The 17,493-nt window shown below is 62.2% G+C and carries 14 protein-coding genes, 1 tRNA gene and 1 pseudogene; 10 read left to right on the forward strand and 6 right to left on the reverse strand.

Annotation, left to right across the window (positions count from 1 at the left end):
* Window positions 1-9 precede the first annotated feature (9 nt).
* On the reverse strand, window positions 10-918 hold the full coding sequence (locus BMZ43_RS17355) for a LysR family transcriptional regulator (RefSeq protein ID WP_093255184.1): 909 nt from the start codon (window positions 916-918) through the stop codon (window positions 10-12).
* 105 nt (window positions 919-1,023) lie between these two features.
* On the opposite strand from BMZ43_RS17355, the gene BMZ43_RS17360 reads away from it, so the two are divergent.
* From BMZ43_RS17360 to nfsB, 3 genes are read left to right on the forward strand one after another with little or no spacing between them, the layout of a single operon-like run.
* Entirely contained in the window at window positions 1,024-2,031 is a 1,008-nt protein-coding gene (locus tag BMZ43_RS17360) for a zinc-binding alcohol dehydrogenase family protein (protein ID WP_093255187.1), read from the forward strand.
* A complete protein-coding gene (locus BMZ43_RS17365) occupies window positions 2,031-3,179 on the forward strand; it encodes an L-dopachrome tautomerase-related protein (protein WP_093255190.1) in 1,149 nt (382 codons plus the stop codon). The genes BMZ43_RS17360 and BMZ43_RS17365 overlap by 1 nt, the downstream gene beginning before the upstream one ends.
* 18 nt (window positions 3,180-3,197) lie before the next feature.
* Window positions 3,198-3,845, forward strand: coding sequence for an oxygen-insensitive NAD(P)H nitroreductase (gene nfsB / locus BMZ43_RS17370; protein WP_093255192.1), 648 nt, complete (start codon window positions 3,198-3,200; stop codon window positions 3,843-3,845).
* 254 nt (window positions 3,846-4,099) lie between these two features.
* Here nfsB and BMZ43_RS17375 read toward each other — a convergent pair whose 3' ends face one another.
* Both BMZ43_RS17375 and BMZ43_RS17380 read right to left on the reverse strand, forming a co-directional pair.
* Window positions 4,100-5,101, reverse strand: coding sequence for an LLM class flavin-dependent oxidoreductase (locus BMZ43_RS17375; RefSeq protein WP_093255194.1), 1,002 nt, complete (start codon window positions 5,099-5,101; stop codon window positions 4,100-4,102).
* The gene (locus BMZ43_RS17380) at window positions 5,085-5,495 is read right to left on the reverse strand and encodes a winged helix-turn-helix transcriptional regulator (RefSeq protein ID WP_093255196.1); all 411 of its coding nucleotides are present in this window, start codon (window positions 5,493-5,495) and stop codon (window positions 5,085-5,087) included. The genes BMZ43_RS17375 and BMZ43_RS17380 overlap by 17 nt, the downstream gene beginning before the upstream one ends.
* Window positions 5,496-5,690: 195 nt before the next feature.
* Between BMZ43_RS17380 and betI the strand changes: the two genes are divergently transcribed.
* From betI to betA, 3 genes are all read left to right on the forward strand, one after another.
* Window positions 5,691-6,278, forward strand: a complete 588-nt coding sequence (gene betI / locus BMZ43_RS17385) for a transcriptional regulator BetI (RefSeq protein WP_017641694.1) — start codon at window positions 5,691-5,693, stop codon at window positions 6,276-6,278.
* Between the two features lie 261 nt (window positions 6,279-6,539).
* The gene (gene betB, locus BMZ43_RS17390) at window positions 6,540-8,012 is read left to right on the forward strand and encodes a betaine-aldehyde dehydrogenase (protein WP_093255198.1); all 1,473 of its coding nucleotides are present in this window, start codon (window positions 6,540-6,542) and stop codon (window positions 8,010-8,012) included.
* Between the two features lie 90 nt (window positions 8,013-8,102).
* On the forward strand, window positions 8,103-9,845 hold the full coding sequence (gene betA / locus BMZ43_RS17395) for a choline dehydrogenase (RefSeq protein ID WP_093255200.1): 1,743 nt from the start codon (window positions 8,103-8,105) through the stop codon (window positions 9,843-9,845).
* Window positions 9,846-9,900: 55 nt separating this feature from the next.
* On the opposite strand, the gene BMZ43_RS17400 is transcribed toward betA, so the two are convergent.
* A complete protein-coding gene (locus BMZ43_RS17400) occupies window positions 9,901-10,245 on the reverse strand; it encodes a hypothetical protein (protein ID WP_093255206.1) in 345 nt (114 codons plus the stop codon).
* A 118-nt stretch (window positions 10,246-10,363) separates the two neighbouring features.
* Between BMZ43_RS17400 and BMZ43_RS17405 the strand changes: the two genes are divergently transcribed.
* From BMZ43_RS17405 to BMZ43_RS17410, 3 genes are all read left to right on the forward strand, one after another.
* Window positions 10,364-10,439, forward strand: a tRNA-Thr gene (locus BMZ43_RS17405).
* 247 nt (window positions 10,440-10,686) lie between these two features.
* Window positions 10,687-10,974: a hypothetical protein gene (locus BMZ43_RS26120; protein WP_143075272.1), complete on the forward strand. Its 288-nt coding sequence runs from the start codon at window positions 10,687-10,689 to the stop codon at window positions 10,972-10,974.
* A 164-nt stretch (window positions 10,975-11,138) separates the two neighbouring features.
* Window positions 11,139-11,489 carry a hypothetical protein gene (locus tag BMZ43_RS17410; protein WP_093255209.1) on the forward strand — a complete coding sequence of 117 codons (351 nt, stop codon included), beginning with the start codon at window positions 11,139-11,141 and terminating at the stop codon, window positions 11,487-11,489.
* 90 nt (window positions 11,490-11,579) lie between these two features.
* Here BMZ43_RS17410 and BMZ43_RS17415 read toward each other — a convergent pair.
* Window positions 11,580-12,530: pseudogene (locus BMZ43_RS17415) on the reverse strand (phage portal protein); the annotation flags it as partial.
* 691 nt (window positions 12,531-13,221) lie between these two features.
* On the opposite strand from BMZ43_RS17415, the gene BMZ43_RS17420 reads away from it, so the two are divergent.
* Window positions 13,222-15,219 (forward strand): DUF4214 domain-containing protein, encoded by a 1,998-nt coding sequence (locus BMZ43_RS17420; protein ID WP_093255212.1) that lies wholly within the window; start codon window positions 13,222-13,224, stop codon window positions 15,217-15,219.
* Between the two features lie 99 nt (window positions 15,220-15,318).
* Here BMZ43_RS17420 and BMZ43_RS17425 read toward each other — a convergent pair whose 3' ends face one another.
* Window positions 15,319-17,472 (reverse strand): DUF6311 domain-containing protein, encoded by a 2,154-nt coding sequence (locus tag BMZ43_RS17425; protein WP_143075273.1) that lies wholly within the window; start codon window positions 17,470-17,472, stop codon window positions 15,319-15,321.
* Between the last annotated feature and the right edge of the window lie 21 nt (window positions 17,473-17,493).

Genomic DNA, 17,493 nt, shown 5'->3' on the forward strand with positions numbered 1-17,493 from the left:
CTTTGCGTTTCAGGGCTGCTCGCCCAGGGCCGCGAAGCGTTCCGCTAGCCAGCCATGCAGCTGCCGCACCGCCGGCGAGAACTGCCGCCGATGTGGGCAGAACAGCTGCAGCGGCAACGGCTCGCCGGGCTGATCGGGCAGCAGCCGTACCAGCCGGCCGCTCTGCAGATCGTCGCGCATGTCCAGCCAGGACTTGTAGACGATGCCCTCTCCGGCCACCGCCCAGCGCCGCACCACCTCGGCATCGTCGCTCTGCAAGGGGCCGCTGACGGCCACCTGGCGCAGGCCACCATCAGCCTGTGGAAAGCTCCACTTGTCATAGGTGCGACCATGCAGCTGGTAGAGCAGGCAGGCGTGCCTGGACAGGTCGTCCAGGCTGCGCGGCGCACCCTGGCGGGCCAGATAGGTCGGCGCCGCCGCCAGCAGCCGGCGGTTGGCAGGGGCGAGCGGCAGGGCCACCAGGCTGTCGTCCTGGCTGCGGCCGTAGCGGATGGCGATGTCCACCGGATCGCGATAGACGTCGGCCTGCTGGTCCGAGACGTACAGCCTGAGGGTCAGGCCGGGATGGCGCCGGCGAAATTCTGCCAGCCAGGGCAGCAAGAGATTGCGCCCCAGATCCGAAGGCGCCGCCACCTGCAGCACCCCGCGCAATTCCGGGCTCTCCCCCTGCAACCGCTCGCGCCCCTCGCGCAAGGTCTCCAGCACTTCCCGGGCATAGGGCAGATAGGCCTCACCCTCGGCGGTCAGGCGCAGGCTGCGGGTCGAGCGAGCGAACAGGCGGATGCCCAGTTCGCGCTCCAGTCGGCCGATGGCGGCGCTTACCTGACCTGGCAACAGGTCTGCTTCGCGGGCGGCACGAGAAAAGCTGCCCAGGGCGCCGGAGCGCACGAAGAGGCCAAGGTCATCGAAGCGGATCATTTTCACTCCCACAGTGAAGGTGCTATCTGATTCTGCCGCTTTTTCCGGTCGAGAATGAAGACGACCATGGCTCCATATCTTCTTATCGTACAAAGGAACCTGCTCATGAAAGCCATCATCCACGGTGACACCACCCTCCCCGCCAGCGATCCCCGTGCCCTGCAGGACGCCGTGCTGACCGATCCCACGCCCGAGGCCCACGACCTCCTGGTGGAAGTCCGTGCCGTGTCGGTCAATCCGGTCGACACCAAGGTGCGCCAGGGCCTGGTGCAGCGCGAGTCCAAGGTGCTGGGCTGGGACGTCTCCGGCGTGGTGCGAGCAGTAGGCAGCGCCGTCAGCCGCTTCGCCGTGGGTGACGAGGTCTACTATGCCGGCGAGCTGTTCCGCCCCGGCTGCAACAGCGAACTGCACCTGGTGGACGAACACTTGGCCGGCCACAAGCCCAAAAGCCTGGATCACGCCCAGGCCGCGGCGCTGCCGCTGACTGCCATCACCGCCTGGGAACTGCTGTTCGACCGTCTCGGCGCGACCGAAGGCGGCGGCGCTGGCCAACAGCTGCTGGTGATGGGCGCGGCGGGCGGCGTCGGCTCCGTGCTGGTGCAACTGGCCCGCCAACTTACCGAGCTGACCGTAATCGGTACCGCCTCGCGTCAGGAAACCCAGGACTGGGTGCGCACCCTCGGCGCCCACCACGTCATCGACCACCACCAGCCGCTACGGCCCCAGCTAGAAGCCCTCGGTCTAGACGGCGTGACCCTGGTGGCCAGCCTTACTCACACCGATGAGCATTTCACCCAGCTGGTGGATGTTCTGCGGCCCCAGGGTCGTCTCGGCGTGATCGACGATCCGGCGCAACTCGACGTGGTGCCGATGAAGGCCAAGTCGCTGTCGCTGCACTGGGAACTGATGTTCACCCGCTCGCTGTTCCAGACCCCGGACTTGGTGCGCCAGCACGAGATCCTCGAACGCGTGGCCGGACTGATCGACCAGGGCACCCTCAAAACCACCCTGGGCGAGCACCTGGGCCGTATCGATGCCGCCAACCTGCGCCGCGCCCATGCCCAGCTGGAAAGCCACCAGGCCCGCGGCAAGCTCGTGCTGGAGGGTTTCTGATGCCTCGCTTCAGCACCCTGACCCTCGCCGTCGCCCTGGCCGTGGGTAGCCTGACGGGCCAGGCCGCGCCGCTGCCCCAGGAGCGCACCCTTGGCCAGCTGGAGCAGGTCTTCGCCTTCCACGACGCCATGCCCACCGGGGTCACCGTCAGCGAGACCGGTCGGATCTTCGTCAACTATCCCCGCTGGGGCGACGAGGTGCCCTTCACCGTGGCCGAACTCAAGGACGGCAAGGCCGTGCCCTACCCGGACGCCGCGTTGAACGTCGAGACCCCGGGCCAGCCGAGCAGGGGCTTCATCAGCGTGCAGAGCGTGGTGGCCGATGGTCGCGGGCACCTGTGGGTGCTGGACACCGCCGCCCCCGGCTTCGCCGCGCCCAAGGCCGGTGGCGTCAAGCTGGTGGCCATCGACCTCAAGACCAACAAGGTCGCCAGGACCCTGGTCTTCCCCGCCTCGGTGCTCCAGCCCAAGAGCTACGTCAATGACGTGCGCTTCGACTTTCGCGTCGGTCGGGCCGGGGTGGCCTATGTCACCGACTCGGCGCCGCCGGGCGGCCTGATCATCCTCGACCTCGCCACCGGCCAGGCCCAGCGGCGCCTGACCGGCGCGCCCCAGGCCAACGTCGATCCCAGCTTCGTACCGGTGGTGGAAGGCGAGCCGCTGCTGATGCGGCGTCCCGATGGCAGCACCGTGCGCCCGGCCATCGCCAGCGATGGCATCGCCTTGTCGCCGGACGGCGGCACCCTCTACTTCAGCCCGCTGTCCAGCCGCCATCTCTATGCCGTGCCCACCGCCCTGTTGCGTGATCCCACGGCGAGCGAGGCCCAGGTGCGCGCCGGGGTACAGGATCTCGGCGAAAAGGGCGCCTCCGACGGCCTCGAAGCCGATGCCCAGGGCCGCGTCTATGCCGGCGACTACGAGCACAACGCCGTGCGCCAGCGCCAGGCCGACGGCAGCTGGAAGCCCCTGGTCCACGATCCACGCGTGCTCTGGCCCGACACCTTCAGCATCGGTCCGGACGACTACCTCTACTTCACCGCCAACCAGCTCCATCGCCAGGCCCAGTTCCACAGCGGCCAGGACCTGCGCGAGAAGCCCTACAGCCTGTTCCGCGTCAAGATCGACGCCCAGCCGGCCCCTACCCACTGATCCGATCAGGAGTTATCCATGCAGCTGTCCCAGATCGCCCGTACCCGCTACACCACCAAGGCCTTCGACGGCTCCCGCACCATCCCGGCCGAGCAGGTCGAGGAACTGCTGGAGCTGCTGCGCCAGGCGCCCTCCTCGGTCAACTCCCAGCCGTGGCACTTCGTGGTCGCCGCCAGCGCCGAGGCCAAGGCGCGCGTCGCCCGTGGCATGCAGAGCCCCTACAACGAACCCAAGGTGCTGCCGGCTTCCCACGTCATCGTGCTGTGCAACCGCCTGGAAATGACCGAAGGTCATCTGGCCCAGGTGCTGGAGCAGGAAGCTCAGGATGGCCGCTTCGCCAAGCCCGAGGCGCGCGCCACCCAGGACGGTACCCGTCGTCATTTCGTCGACCTGCATCGTTATGAGCGCAAGGATGTGCAGCACTGGATGGAAAAGCAGACTTACCTGGCCCTGGGCACCTTGCTGCTGGGCGCCGCCGCCCTAGGCATCGATGCCACCCCTATGGAGGGCTTCGACGCCAACAGCCTGGACCAAGAACTGGGTTTGCGCGAACAGGGCTACACGGCCCTGGTGGTGGTCGGTCTGGGCTATCGTGGCGAGAGCGACTTTAACGCCGGCCTACCCAAGTCTCGCCTGACCCGTGAGCAGGTCTTCACCTTCCTGTAACGCAGACCTCCGTATCGTGGATAACGGCGCAGCCTTATCCACAGTGCGCGCCGGTAGCCGCCAGTGGAAAACGCTCCGCAGTTTTCCACGCTACACATGCCGTAGGTGGAGCTGAGCACCGCGAAGTCCAACATGGGCAGCAGCGCAGCTTTCTTATGGACGTGAAAAAGCCGACCGCTACAAACGGTCGGCTTTTTTCGTTAGGACCTAGTAGGCGTAGGCGAACGAGCCGTCTCAACCCGCACTATGGCCCATCAACTGCCCTTCAGATCCGCCAGGATCGAGAAGGCGCGCAAGCGATCCGCCTGCTCGTAGACGTCGCAGGTAAAGATCAGCTCGTCAGCGTCGGTCTTTTCCAGCAGCAGTTCCAGGCGCTCGCGGACCTTGTCCGGGCCACCGATCACCGCCATGCCGAGGAAACTCGACACCGACTCCTTCTCGTGGGGCAACCAGACGCCTTCCATGCTGCGCACCGGCGGCTGCAGGCGCAGGCTGTCGCCGCGGAACAGGGCCAGGATGCGCTGGTAGACGGTGGTGGCCAGGTAATTGGCTTCGTCATCGCTGTCGGCCGCCACCAGGGGCACCCCGAGCATCACATAGGGACGATCGAGCACCGCGGACGGCTTGAAGTTCTCGCGATAGAGGCGGATCGCCTCGTGCACATAACGCGGCGCGAAGTGCGAGGCGAAGGCATAGGGCAGGCCCTTGGCCGCCGCCAGCTGGGCACTGAACAGGCTCGAACCCAGCAGCCAGATCGGCACCTCGGTGCCCACGCCCGGCATGGCGATCACGCCCTGCCCCGGCTGCTGGGGTCCGAAATAATGCTGCAGCTCTTCCACATCCCGTGGAAAGTCGTCGGAACTGCCCAGGCGGTCGCGCCGCAGGGCATAGGCGGTGCGCTGATCGGACCCCGGCGCGCGACCCAGGCCAAGTTCGATGCGGCCCGGATACAGCGAAGCCAGGGTGCCGAACTGCTCGGCCACCACCAGGGGCGCATGGTTGGGCAGCATGATGCCGCCCGAACCCAGGCGCAGGGTGCTGGTGCCGGCGGCCAGATAACCCAGCAGCACGCTGGTCGCGGAACTGGCAATACCGTCCATGTTGTGGTGCTCCGCAACCCAGTAGCGGGAAAAGTCGAGCTGCTCGACATGGCGGGCGAGGGTCAGGGCGTTGTGCAGCGCCTGGGTCGCATCACCGTCATCGCGGATGGGGACGAGGTCGAGGACCGACAGGGCGGTCTTAGAGAGACGGGTCATCAGGATTCTCCTCGGCGACCTGATCGTAGGCCGCCCTGTGGCGCTGAATGAAAGGCTGCTTCGCGGAGGCCCAGGCGGCCAGGGCGCCTACCGGCACCATCAGGCTCTGGCCCAGCTCGGTGAGGGCGTATTCCACCTGGGGCGGCTTGGTCGGTGTGACCGTGCGGGACACCAGGCCATCGCGCTCCAGCTGACGCAGGGTCACGCTGAGCATGCGCTGAGATATGCCGTCGACCCGCCGGCGCAATTCGTTGAAGCGCAGCGGACCGGGTTCCAGGGTGAAGAGCGTGAGCAAGGACCAGGCATCGCCGATCCGGTCCAGCACATCCCGAATGGGACAGGCGTGGGCATGCAGGCGGCGACGGCTGGTGATACGACTGACCACGGCGTCCATGGCGATCCTCGAAGCAGAACTGGTTCCCAGCCTACGCCTTTCGGGCGGTTATTAAAAGTAACCACCTGTCAGGACTAGTATTGCCGCCTTGGCCAGGGCACAATCCAGAAGGTCGTGACCGTTTTTATTGATTGAACGTTCAATAAAAAATAGTTACCCTCCGAGGTTCCTTCCGCTCTGTTCAGGAGATGCCTCGTGCCCAAGGTCGGGATGCAACCCATCCGCCGTTCGCAGCTCATTGCCGCGACCCTCGAAGCCGTCGACGAAGTCGGCATGGGCGACGCCAGTATCGCCTTCATCGCCCGCAAGGCCGGCGTCTCCAACGGCATCATCAGCCACTACTTCCAAGACAAGAACGGCCTGCTCGAAGCCACCATGCGGCATCTGATGAATGCCCTGCGCCAGGCCGTGCGCGAACGCCGCGCCGCCCTGCCCGGTGACGACCCGGCCGCCAACTTGCGCGCCATCATCCAGGGCAACTTCGACGATACCCAGGTCAGCGGCCCGGCCATGAAGACCTGGCTGGCCTTCTGGGCCACCAGCATGCACCAGCCCAACCTGCGCCGCCTGCAACGCATCAACGACCTGCGCCTCTATTCCAACCTCTGCTGGCAATTCCGGCGCCTCCTGCCCCATGAGCAAGCGCGCGCCTCGGCCCGCGGCCTGGCCGCCATCATCGATGGTCTCTGGCTGCGCGGCGCCCTCTCCGGCGACGCCTTCAACACCCAGCAGGCCCTGCAGATCGCCTACGACTACCTGGACCTGCAACTGGCCAAGGCCTGACCGCTCCCTGACCGCTGCAACCCCGGCCGGTCCGCTCCGGCCGGGGCTCCCCTCCCGCTTTTCCTTATCCATCTCTCTCTGATCGAACCGCTCTGGGCCGCCCATCAGCCCGTCTCGGCACGCCTGCGAATTTTTCATTGATTGAACGTTCAATAAAAATTAAGTAGACTGGCTTCATCGCTGGCGCAGAGAGACCTTTCTTTCGCGCCCCCTGTGTTCCTTGCGGGTGCCACGACGCCCGCCCAGCCTGGGAGAACGTCCATGGCCCGTTTCGCCGAACAGCAGCTCTACATTGGTGGCCGTTATGTCGCCGCCACCGGTGGCGCCACCTTCGAAACCCTGAATCCCGCCACCGGCGAGGTGCTTGCCGTGGTACAGAGCGCCAGCCGCGCCGACGTGGACAAGGCGGTGGCCGCTGCCGCCGAAGGCCAGAAGGTCTGGGCCGCGATGACCGCCATGCAGCGCTCGCGCATCCTGCGCAAGGCCGTGGACATCCTCCGCGAGCGCAACGATGAGCTGGCGCTGCTGGAAACCCTCGACACCGGCAAGGCTCTGTCCGAGACCCAGGCCGTGGACATCGTCACCGGCGCCGACGTGCTCGAGTACTACGCCGGCCTCGTTCCGGCGCTGGAAGGCGAACAGATCCCGCTGCGCGAGACCTCCTTCGTTTATACCCGCCGCGAACCGCTGGGCGTGGTTGCCGGCATCGGCGCCTGGAACTACCCGATCCAGATCGCACTGTGGAAGTCCGCGCCGGCCCTGGCCGCTGGCAACGCCATGATCTTCAAGCCCAGCGAAGTCACCCCGCTGACCGCGCTGAAGCTGGCCGAGATCTACACCGAAGCCGGTCTGCCCGATGGCGTGTTCAATGTAGTCAATGGTGTCGGCCCGGAAGTCGGCGTCGCCCTGACCGAGCATCCTGGTATCGAGAAGATCTCCTTTACCGGCGGCGTTGCCACCGGCAAGAAGGTCATGGCCAGCGCCGCCGGCTCGACGCTCAAGGAAGTCACCATGGAGCTGGGCGGCAAGTCGCCGCTGATCGTCTGCGATGACGCCGACCTGGATCGCGCCGCCGACATCGCCGTCATGGCTAACTTCTTCAGCTCCGGCCAGGTCTGCACCAACGGCACCCGCGTTTTCGTGCCCCAGGCGCTCAAGGCTGACTTCGAGGCCAAGGTGGTGGAGCGGGTCCAGCGCATCAAGCTGGGCGATCCCCTGTCCGCCGAAACCAACTTCGGTCCGCTGGTCAGCACCCCGCACATGGAAAAGGTGCTGGGCTACATCGCCCAGGGCCAGGCCGAAGGCGCCCGCCTGCTCACCGGTGGCGAGCGCGTCACCCAGGGCGAACTGGCCAAGGGCAACTTCGTCGTCCCCACCGTCTTCACCGATTGCCGTGACGACATGGCCATCGCCCGCGAAGAGATCTTTGGCCCGGTCATGAGCATCCTGGCCTATGCCGATGAGGACGAGGTGGTGCGCCGCGCCAACGACACCGAGTACGGCCTGGCCGCCGGCGTGGTCACCCGTGACCTGGCCCGTGCCCACCGCATGATCCATCGCCTGGAAGCCGGCATCTGCTGGATCAACACCTGGGGCGAATCCCCCGCCGAGATGCCGGTGGGTGGCTACAAACACTCCGGCGTTGGTCGTGAAAACGGCCTCACCACCCTCGGCCACTACACCCGTATCAAGTCGGTGCAGGTCGAGCTGGGCGACTACGCCTCGATCTTCTAAGCCGCACAGGCAGCGCTTTTCTCCCCTCTCCGCTGGAGAGGGCCCGGGGATGGGGTGACCACCCCACCCGCCGTTAGGAGGAGAATCTTCATGGCACACGAATTTGACTACATCGTCATAGGCGCCGGCTCGGCTGGCAACGTCCTGGCCACCCGGCTGACCGAAGACAAGGACGTCACCGTCCTGCTGCTGGAAGCCGGCGGTCCTGACTACCGCCTGGACTTCCGCACCCAGATGCCGGCCGCTCTCGCCTATCCGCTGCAAGGCAAGCAGTACAACTGGGCCTACCAGACCGAGCCCGAGCCGCACATGGACAACCGCCGGATGGAATGCGGCCGCGGCAAGGGCCTGGGCGGCTCCTCGCTGATCAACGGCATGTGCTACATCCGCGGCAACGCCCTGGACTATGACAACTGGGCGCAACTCGATGGCCTGGACGACTGGACCTACCTCGACTGCCTGCCCTACTTCCGCAAGGCCGAGAAGCGCGACGCCGGGGCTAACGACTGGCACGGCGGCGACGGCCCGGTCTCGGTGACCACCGCCAAGCCAGACACCAATCCGCTGTTCGAAGCCATGGTCGAAGCCGGCGTCCAGGCGGGTTACCCGCGCACGGAAGATCTTAACGGCTATCAGCAGGAAGGCTTCGGCCCGATGGACCGCTTCGTCACGCCGGACGGCCGTCGCTCCAGCACGGCCCGTGGCTATCTAGACCAGGCCAAGGGCCGCCCGAACCTGACCATCGTCACCCACGCCACCACCGATCGCATCCTCTTCGAGGGTAAGCGTGCCAATGGCGTGGCCTACATGAAGGGCGATTCCCTGGAAGCCATCACCGTGCGCGCCCGCCGTGAAGTCCTGCTCTGCGCTGGCGCCATCGCCTCGCCGCAGATCCTGCAGCGCTCCGGTGTCGGCCCTGCGCCGCTGCTGCGTCGCTTCGACATTCCGCTGGTCCACGACCTGCCCGGTGTCGGTCAGAATCTGCAGGACCACCTGGAGATGTACCTGCAGTACGAGTGCAAGCAGCCGGTCTCACTGTACCCGGCGCTGAAGTGGTACAACCAGCCGCAGATCGGCCTGGAATGGATGCTCAAGGGCACTGGCCTGGGCGCCAGCAACCACTTCGAGGCGGGCGGCTTCATCCGCTCCAGCGAGGAATTCGACTGGCCCAACATCCAGTACCACTTCCTGCCGATCGCCATCAATTACAACGGCACCAACGCCATCGAAGCCCATGGCTTCCAGGCCCACGTCGGCTCCATGCGTTCGCCCAGCCGTGGTCGCATCGAACTGACCTCGCGCGATCCGCGCCAGCATCCGAGCATCCTGTTCAACTACATGAGCACCGAGCAGGACTGGCGGGAATTCCGCGACGGCATCCGCCTGACCCGCGAGATCATGCAGCAGCCGGCGCTGGACCCCTACCGCGGCGAAGAGATCAACCCGGGCCGTGATTGCGTAACCGATGCCCAGCTGGACGCCTTCGTACGTTCCCATGCCGAGACCGCCTACCATCCGTCCTGCTCCAACAAGATGGGCACCGACGACATGGCGGTCGTCGACGGCGCCGGTCGCGTGCACGGGCTGGAAGGCCTACGCGTGGTGGACGCCTCCATCATGCCGATCATCGCGACGGGCAACCTCAACGCCCCGACCATCATGCTCGCCGAGAAAATCGCCGACAAAATCCGTGGCCGCGCCCCGCTGCCGCGCAGCAATGCCGCCTACTACGTCGCCAACGGCGCCCCGGTACGGGGCACCCCGCTGCGCGACGTCAACGGCCAGCGTGCCGCCGAACCGGTACCGGAGCGTCGCAACCAGCCGGCTGCCTAGTCCGCAGCCGGTCACTAGAAAGGGCGCATAGGCGCCCTTTCTAGTTGATCTGGTATCAGAGGCAGTCTTTAACGGCTAGGAGCACGTCCTGCGGTCGCAACGGGTTATTGGCCATCTGCTCACGCAGTGCGATGCGCGTCCCACGCGACGCGGAGCTTATATCAATGACGGCTGCCGTGGCCGGCGGGACCTTGCTGTCTACCAACACGCGCTGCCCACTGCCTTGGGATTGCACCTCCACATGGCGACCGCCCCTTTCCAATTTCGCGACCAGGCAGGCGCGATAGTCATCCGCGCTCTTACCGGTACGCAGCTCCATCGGGGGATTGCGCTCAAGGTTTGCCTGACTGGTGCAGCCAGCCAGTGCAGCGGCCAGCACGGCCAGGGTCTTCGTTCTCATCAGCGGCTCCTTGCAAGCTCTTTGCCCTATTTTAGCCTCAGCTGCCTTACGCTAGCCTTAAAGCGCTGCACATCCTTGGTTTACAAGGGCTTTTCCATGGCTATAATGGCCTCCCCTTGCCGGTATAGCTCAGCTGGTAGAGCAACTGACTTGTAATCAGTAGGTCCCGGGTTCGACTCCTGGTGCCGGCACCATCTACACCAAGTGTTACAGCGCCTTCGTGCGACGTCATCCCAGCGGCGACGTCACAAGCGGCCCCTTTGCGGCCCCAGTCCAGTGCGGACCGATCTGATCTTTTGGCCTTTGGCCCGCGCTTGCACTCATCCCCTAGACCGATCGATGGCTATTTATCGGACTGATGGTGATAGTGGCCACTGAACGTAAGGTTAGGGCCGACCTCCCATGCCTGAGACCATTCTGGTCTCCTTGAGAGGTAGCCGGATGATCATCGAAATGCGTACCTGGGCCCGAACAAGCTCGTCAGGCGCAAGCCCTCGCACAATCGCCCCAGTGTCAGTACTGCAAAGCTCCATCAACAGCCTTCACTTGGCCAACCAGTCGCGGAAGGAACAACTCCAGCAGTTATCGGTACAGGCCGTCGAGCCCGACCCTATCGAACCGCCAAATCCCGACACGCTCGGTGTTCCAGGAACGACGGATGCCCATGAAGAAGTCGATCCGGGTGAAGTCGATGACCAGGCCGGTGCAGGCGACCCCCTGAACCGTTGATACGCACGCACTAGGGACCTTTTAACGCAGGTCTTTGCCGCTCCGCTCTTGGCTAGCAAGGAAGCTTATCCAATGCCGCGAAGATACTCTATGCCTCCTGGGTGGTAGTGCGATGCCAAGAGCGGCAGTCATCTGGCCCCCAACGGGGCATCCGAGGATAAAATATGTCCTTCTTCTTAAGCGGTATCGGCAACTTGCAGGTACTGCTGGACAATTGTCTGCAACGCGAGCGTGACTATTTCAGCCAGCCTGAAGGACACCGTCGCTGCCCTGACCCATTCGTCTTCGCGCGAGCCGCACTGATCTACCGCAAGCGGCAGGACATGGGTGCCGAACGGGCAATCTGCGAGCGGTGGGATCTCATTCTTCAAGATTTTGAGCGCCAGGCGCAGGCAGTAGAAGCAACCGGGCGTGATAACGTCCTGAGTCTGCAGCTGCGCAACCGCAAGCAGCTGCTGGAGCGGCGCGACGCGACGCAGATGCGATTGCTGTCAGGGCACCGCAAGCCTGGTTAGACGCTTGGTTCTGAACGATAAATCCGAGTGGGTAGAATCGTTAATAGACGAGCTGGATCTTCGCACAGAGCTTAAATTTTTAGCGGTGACCAACGCATACTGCCGGAAGCAGATCACCTCCTCGCCCAGCCAGTCATTGACCTGAGCAAGCCGCGCCCGCAGCGGCTTCAGTTCGTTGGCGGCATACACCTCCGCGGCCTCCTTGATCGAGCCGAACCCTCCCGCATTCTGCGACAAGATGCCCATCAGCTGCGGTGAGATCGCAGGCCGGTAAACATGTCGTCGCAAGTGATGCTCACGATCGAGTTGAATTCGTTCTAGGCGGCTATCTCGCTGACCAGGATCAACTAGATGCCGTCCTTCTTGCCGTTGGGCACGTAGACAAAAAGTTCTCGGAAGTTGCCCGGCCCCTTGGCAGAGCGCAGCGCGGTGCGCAGGGAGTCGATGTTCTCCTCCTTCTATGCAGCGTCGATCATGTAGAAGATGAAGCCGGCGTGACTGCCATTGCTGCAGTACTTGCGCCTGAACAGGGTGGTCGACTCGTTGAGGAGCGCCGACTGCATGGCCGCGAGCCACTCCAGCATGCCATCGATCTCTCGGTTGATGTCGGCCTCGCGCAGGCGGCAGATAGTACCCGGGGCGAATTCCTGTTCGTCCCGCCACCCCTTATGTGGAAGAAGCGGCCCTCCTCCTCTCGCCTCATGTACTTGGCCAACGGCGGCTGCAGGCTGATCGGCGTGCCTAGGCGCGAATGCCGGCGCTTCCGGTACGCATTGCCGGACCAGAGCCAGTCCAGGGCGAACTGCTCGAAGGCCCCACGGCTCAGCAGCTTGTGCGGAGTGAAGGTGCGGACAAGGAGGTTGCGCTTGAATTTGAGCCCTGAGTCCAGATAGACGGCGGTCCGCGCTGCAATAGCCAGGCCATCGAGCGATAGCGGCGAGTTGTAGTAGTGATTGTTGAACCAACACTCCAGGTAGTCGAAGAGCATACGGCCTCGAGCACCGGCGACGGGTCGCCGAAGGTGAAGCCCTCGACCGGGCCAGGCGCCGCGGCGGCCTAAACGGCCAGGCTGGTGGAATTAGTCATCAGTAAATCTCCGTGACGCCAGTATTGCGGGTGGCCTACCCTTCCAGCGGCTCGCTGTGTAGGGCATGAAAGAGCGCCCACGCAGGCCAGCAGAGATTGCTGGTTGCCTTCAGCACATCCATCTATGCATTCCCTCGACACTTTCGATCCAAGACGCCCGCAGGCGTATCGAAAATGCCGGCGTCATGATCCTCAGAACGATATCGTTTTGGTCTACGCACCAGCGTTCGGTCGATACTCATCGATTCAGTCTGATGGGCCTGTTTGCTCCAGATGGGCATGGCGAATGCAAAGACCAGCCGCTGATGTTGAGGCCAGGCCGACTCGGGTGACAGCTCTCCCGCCATCTGAGCTACAGCCTCTCTTCGGCACACGGAAACCTACGTAACAAGCCTTCTCACGCCGGCCTAGTGTCGGGGGTAAAGACTCGCCCATGCGTAACAAGAGAAAGGCTAAGCTATTTAAAGCTTAGCTTCCTTGTAATCAGTTAGGTCCCGGAGTCGACTCCTGGTGCTGGTACCGTCCCTTTTGTACGCCTGTCTGCTGGACGGTTTTGTCCAGCAGATGGAACGCACGCCTGCAACATGCAGTGGCAAGACTCGGGTCTGTATGATGCCCTGGAAGTCACCTACCGCCGCGGCCCGCCATGTTCCTTGTCAATGATCGCTCCACGTCCCCCTACCGTGAAATTGCGTTCATCCAAAGTATTTTTCCCGATGGTACTGTAACCAGGGGCTCAGGAACGGTCGTCGGCAATAACGACGTCCTCACAGCGCTCCATGTGATCTACGACGATCGATACGGCGGACAGGCGGTCAGTGTCACAGTCACACCGGGCGCCTACATCAATTCCATCTCTTTTTCCGCGCCTCTAGGTACCTACGCGGCCCATAGCTGGTCCGGCTATTCCGGTAATTGGGACAAAAATGGCGACCATGTCCCGAGTTATGAAGAGGTTGGGCATGACCTGGCGCTGATCAGTCTCGACACGAACATCGGGGCGACTACCGGCATCCTGGGCATTTCCACCACCGGCTCGGATCTGATTGGCACAGTACTAGGGTATCCCGTGCGCGGTACCGGATTGATGCAAGACTCCGCTGCGGCATCCTATGTAGCTGACTATCCGCTTTACTTCGTAGGTACTGGCCTGGGCTCAGGCGCCTCGGGGGGACCACTGCTGGATGGCTCTGGTGCCACTGCAAGCGTCCGTGGCGTACTGTCCGCCGGGGACAACGCCAATACCTTCTCTCTCTATGCCGCCCTGACCGGCGCTAACGCAGCCTGGGTAGCCAAAACGAGCACTGCCAACGATGGCCTACTGGATGCCAGTAGCGCCTATCGACCAAGCGGTCTTGGCGTCGCCAGTGGCAGTGATGCCGACGATATTCTTATCCAGGCCCGGCTATCGTACGACACAACAGGCACCGCCCAGGTCTACGGCTATCGAGGAGCGGACGCGCTCATTATGCGCGGCTCTTCCTGGTCTTATCAGCTAACGACGGCTACCAATGATCCGAGCCTATTGCAGGTAAAGGACAACGTTAGTGGACAGACGCTGAACCTACACGACGTCAACGCGCTCGACTTTTCTGACAAGACTGTTTTTGTCATGACGGAAAACCAAGCTCAGCTGGCAAGGCTCTATACGGTATTCGATCGGGTGCCTGATCTTGCCGGGCTAGCCTATTGGACAGACCTGCAGGCCCACGGTATGAGTTTTACCGATATCAGTCGGAGCTTTGCCAACTCTGCTGAATTCATCGCTCACTATGGCACCAGCACCAATAGCCAATTTGCCTCCTTGCTATACGAGCGCGTGCTTGATCGCATGGGTGATGGCGACGGACTGAGTTACTGGACGACACTGATGGACCAGGGCATGAATCGCCTGGACGTCATGACTCACTTCACCAATTCACCGGAAAGTCAGCGCCTTACAGAAGGCTCTGGGGGCTATCTCAAGATCGTTGACCACGTCGCTTGGACGAACGCTGATGTGGTTATCCAGAGTGGCGTCGCTTTCGGCAGCAGCTACGGAGACAGCCTCCTACAAAGCGAGATGGTTGCCGACTCTGGCCACACCATGCGGGTCTTTGGTGGCCAAGGAAACGATGTCCTTTCGTTACAGGGCACTGTAGCGGACTTCGGGCGTACCGCCACCGCGCCTAGCACCATGGTGCTCACGGCTAACAATGGCAGCGTAGCGCTGGAAGTACACGATGTGAACGTACTTCGCTTCCAGGACCGGGATGTATTTGTCTTGGATCAGCAAGAGGCGCAGATCGCGCGCCTCTACACTGCTTTCGATCGGATGCCGGAATATCTGGGCATCGAGTACTGGATGCATCAGCACGCCCTGGGTCGTAGCTTTACCGATATCGCCCACAACTTCACGGCTTCGCCCGAGTTCGCGACCTGGTATGGCGTCCAGGACAATCTCGGTTTCACTAATACTCTTTATCAGACCGTTCTTGATCGCGAAGGTGAAGCCAGTGGCCTGAGTTACTGGGCCACGCAGCTCGCACAGGGCATGAGCCGGGCTGACGTGATGTTGCACTTCACCGAGTCGCCGGAAAATCAGCAACTCACAGAGGGCGCTACCGGCTTCATCCAGCTGGTGGGTAAAACGGATTGGGTATAGGCCTCAAATGAATAGCTGAGGCCGCTAAGCCTCAGAATCATTGAACATCTACTTTTACTGAATGCTGAGCACGGCTGGCAAAGCCGCGCTCAGGATATCTCAGTATAGAGCAATGGTTTTCAAGCCTATTGCCAGCATTCGATCATCGCTACCAAGCCCTAGGTCACGCGGCACGATTGCGCTCTTCAGATCAAACTGGACAGTAAGCGAACCCTGCTCGGCGATGCTGTCCCTAACCGCAGCAGGTAGCTCGATCTCTAAAAGATTGTCAGAGGCCTTACTCAGCTGAAAGACCCCCACCGGGATGCCGTTGAAAGAAACCCCAATGCGTTGCACAGGTGTTACCGAGGTCAAGAACGCATTCATCGTGAAGGCGACACCTCGCAGCTGATTGGTCGCTGGAAAGGTCAGCGTTGCTGCTTGACCATTAGACCAAACGCCCCAATCCTCCAACGAGGACCAGCCATGCTCTAAATATGAGCCGGTGACTTGCCCCTTGACGAAACTCAAGGTAGTGCCAGCTTCCTCACTGAATCGGCGGGCACCGGTTACCGGAATCTCAAAGCCCTGGACGGCCAGACACTCCTGACAGGCATTCCATCCCGGCGCCAATACGTTGAAGCCATCCACAGCCGTGAGCAGATCCTGTGGTTTCAGATGTTGCTTGACCGTCTCGAGTTGAGAGCTATCGACAACGTAGAGCGTATCGGCGGCATAGTCCCCCTTCGCAATGCGTTCGTTAGCCTCCTGACCGGCTTCGGCCAGGGCCTTCTGGTCCATGCGGGCCAGATACACCATATCGGTTGCCAGGCCATAGGACGCCGCGTATTTCGAGAATGTCGACCAGTCCCGTCCCTGATTGGTAGGAAGGGTGGCTCTGACTTTCTTATAGCGGTGCGCTGCCATTTCCCAGAAGGGCGCTTTCAACGGCGTGGTGACGGTTAAGGCAGCATCCGAGCGTACCCGGGCTTGGAAGCCCTCACGGAAATTGCCGGTATCGACGATTTGAATGAAGGCAGCCAGCGCCAAGAAGCCCACGGCAACGCGAGTTCTGGTTGTCTTCAACAGTAGGTAGAGGATGGCCAGAACTACCACATAGTAAACAGGCCAGAACAGCCGACCCGAGGCGCGAAAGATATTGGCAAGGCGCTCGAGCTTGTCATTCAAAGGCAGCGTCCACTCGAAGGCGCCGAACCCTATGCGAGGGGTAATGGCGAACAACGCTAAGGCCAGAAGCATCACGAAAAAGAAGGGATATCGCTTGATCGGGGACGTAAGTTTGACATCGGAATTGCAATAGCCGGGAAGAGCAAAAAGCAGGAGCAACAGCGTGCCGAGCCCCAGGTAGTTGAACCCTTCGTAATCGCCGCTGCCCTCCGGAATATCTCGCAATACATAGGACCAGCGAGCCATGGGCCCTGGATCCCAAGAGTTCACCGGATCAATGAGACTTAGCAGATTGAACCGGTACACGCCATAGCCGGTGGCAGAGGCGCCGCCATTGCTCACGGCAAAGTAGCCCGCCTGCCAGGCGCAGAAGATGACGGTCGCCGCCACGGCGACCAGCTCGATAGCTGAGGCGAAGGCCGGGAGGTCTTTTTTGTAAAACTTCCACGTCAGATCGCCGAGCCACAAGGCGGCGAGCATGGGCAGGAAGTACGCATGGGTTAGGGTTGCGATGGCGAATAGGGCAACCCAAGCAATAGACTGCCGGCGCGGCACGGGTCGTAATACCAGGTATAACCCCGCTAGGACGATGAAGTGCCCTACCAGATTGAAGTGAGCTTGGGCACGCCACATGAAAGGCGGAGCAAACAAAAAGAACAGGCTGCCCAAAATCAGTACGCGTTGATCGTTGGAGACCAGGCCCAACAGCTTTAGCGAAAAGAAGGCCTGAAGAATGAAACAGCAGAGCAGCCATATCCCTACGTACTGGAAAGTACTTGGCAAGAGCGGTGACAGTGCCTTGAACACCATGGCGAACAGCGGATTGGAATCGGTATAGACGATTGAGTTACTGAGCTCGAGGCCATAGCTCGGATTGAGCCCCAGCGGCACTGTCCAAGCAGAATTCTTGTAAAACGCCCAACCGAGATAATTCTGTAAAGGATCACCGCCATTCAACCAGCTGACATTTAGCGGATTGAGCACGCTAGGCCCGAGTATCCAGAAGAAAGCCAAGGTTCCCAGGGTCAAGGCCCAAAGGAAATCACGACGCAGCGGCGGCTGCGGCTTATGAGTGAGAGTATTCAAATTCAAATCCCTACCATAACG

It is taken from the genome of Pseudomonas sp. Snoq117.2, assembly GCF_900110545.1.
GTDB classification, from domain to species: domain Bacteria; phylum Pseudomonadota; class Gammaproteobacteria; order Pseudomonadales; family Pseudomonadaceae; genus Chryseomonas; species Chryseomonas benzopyrenica.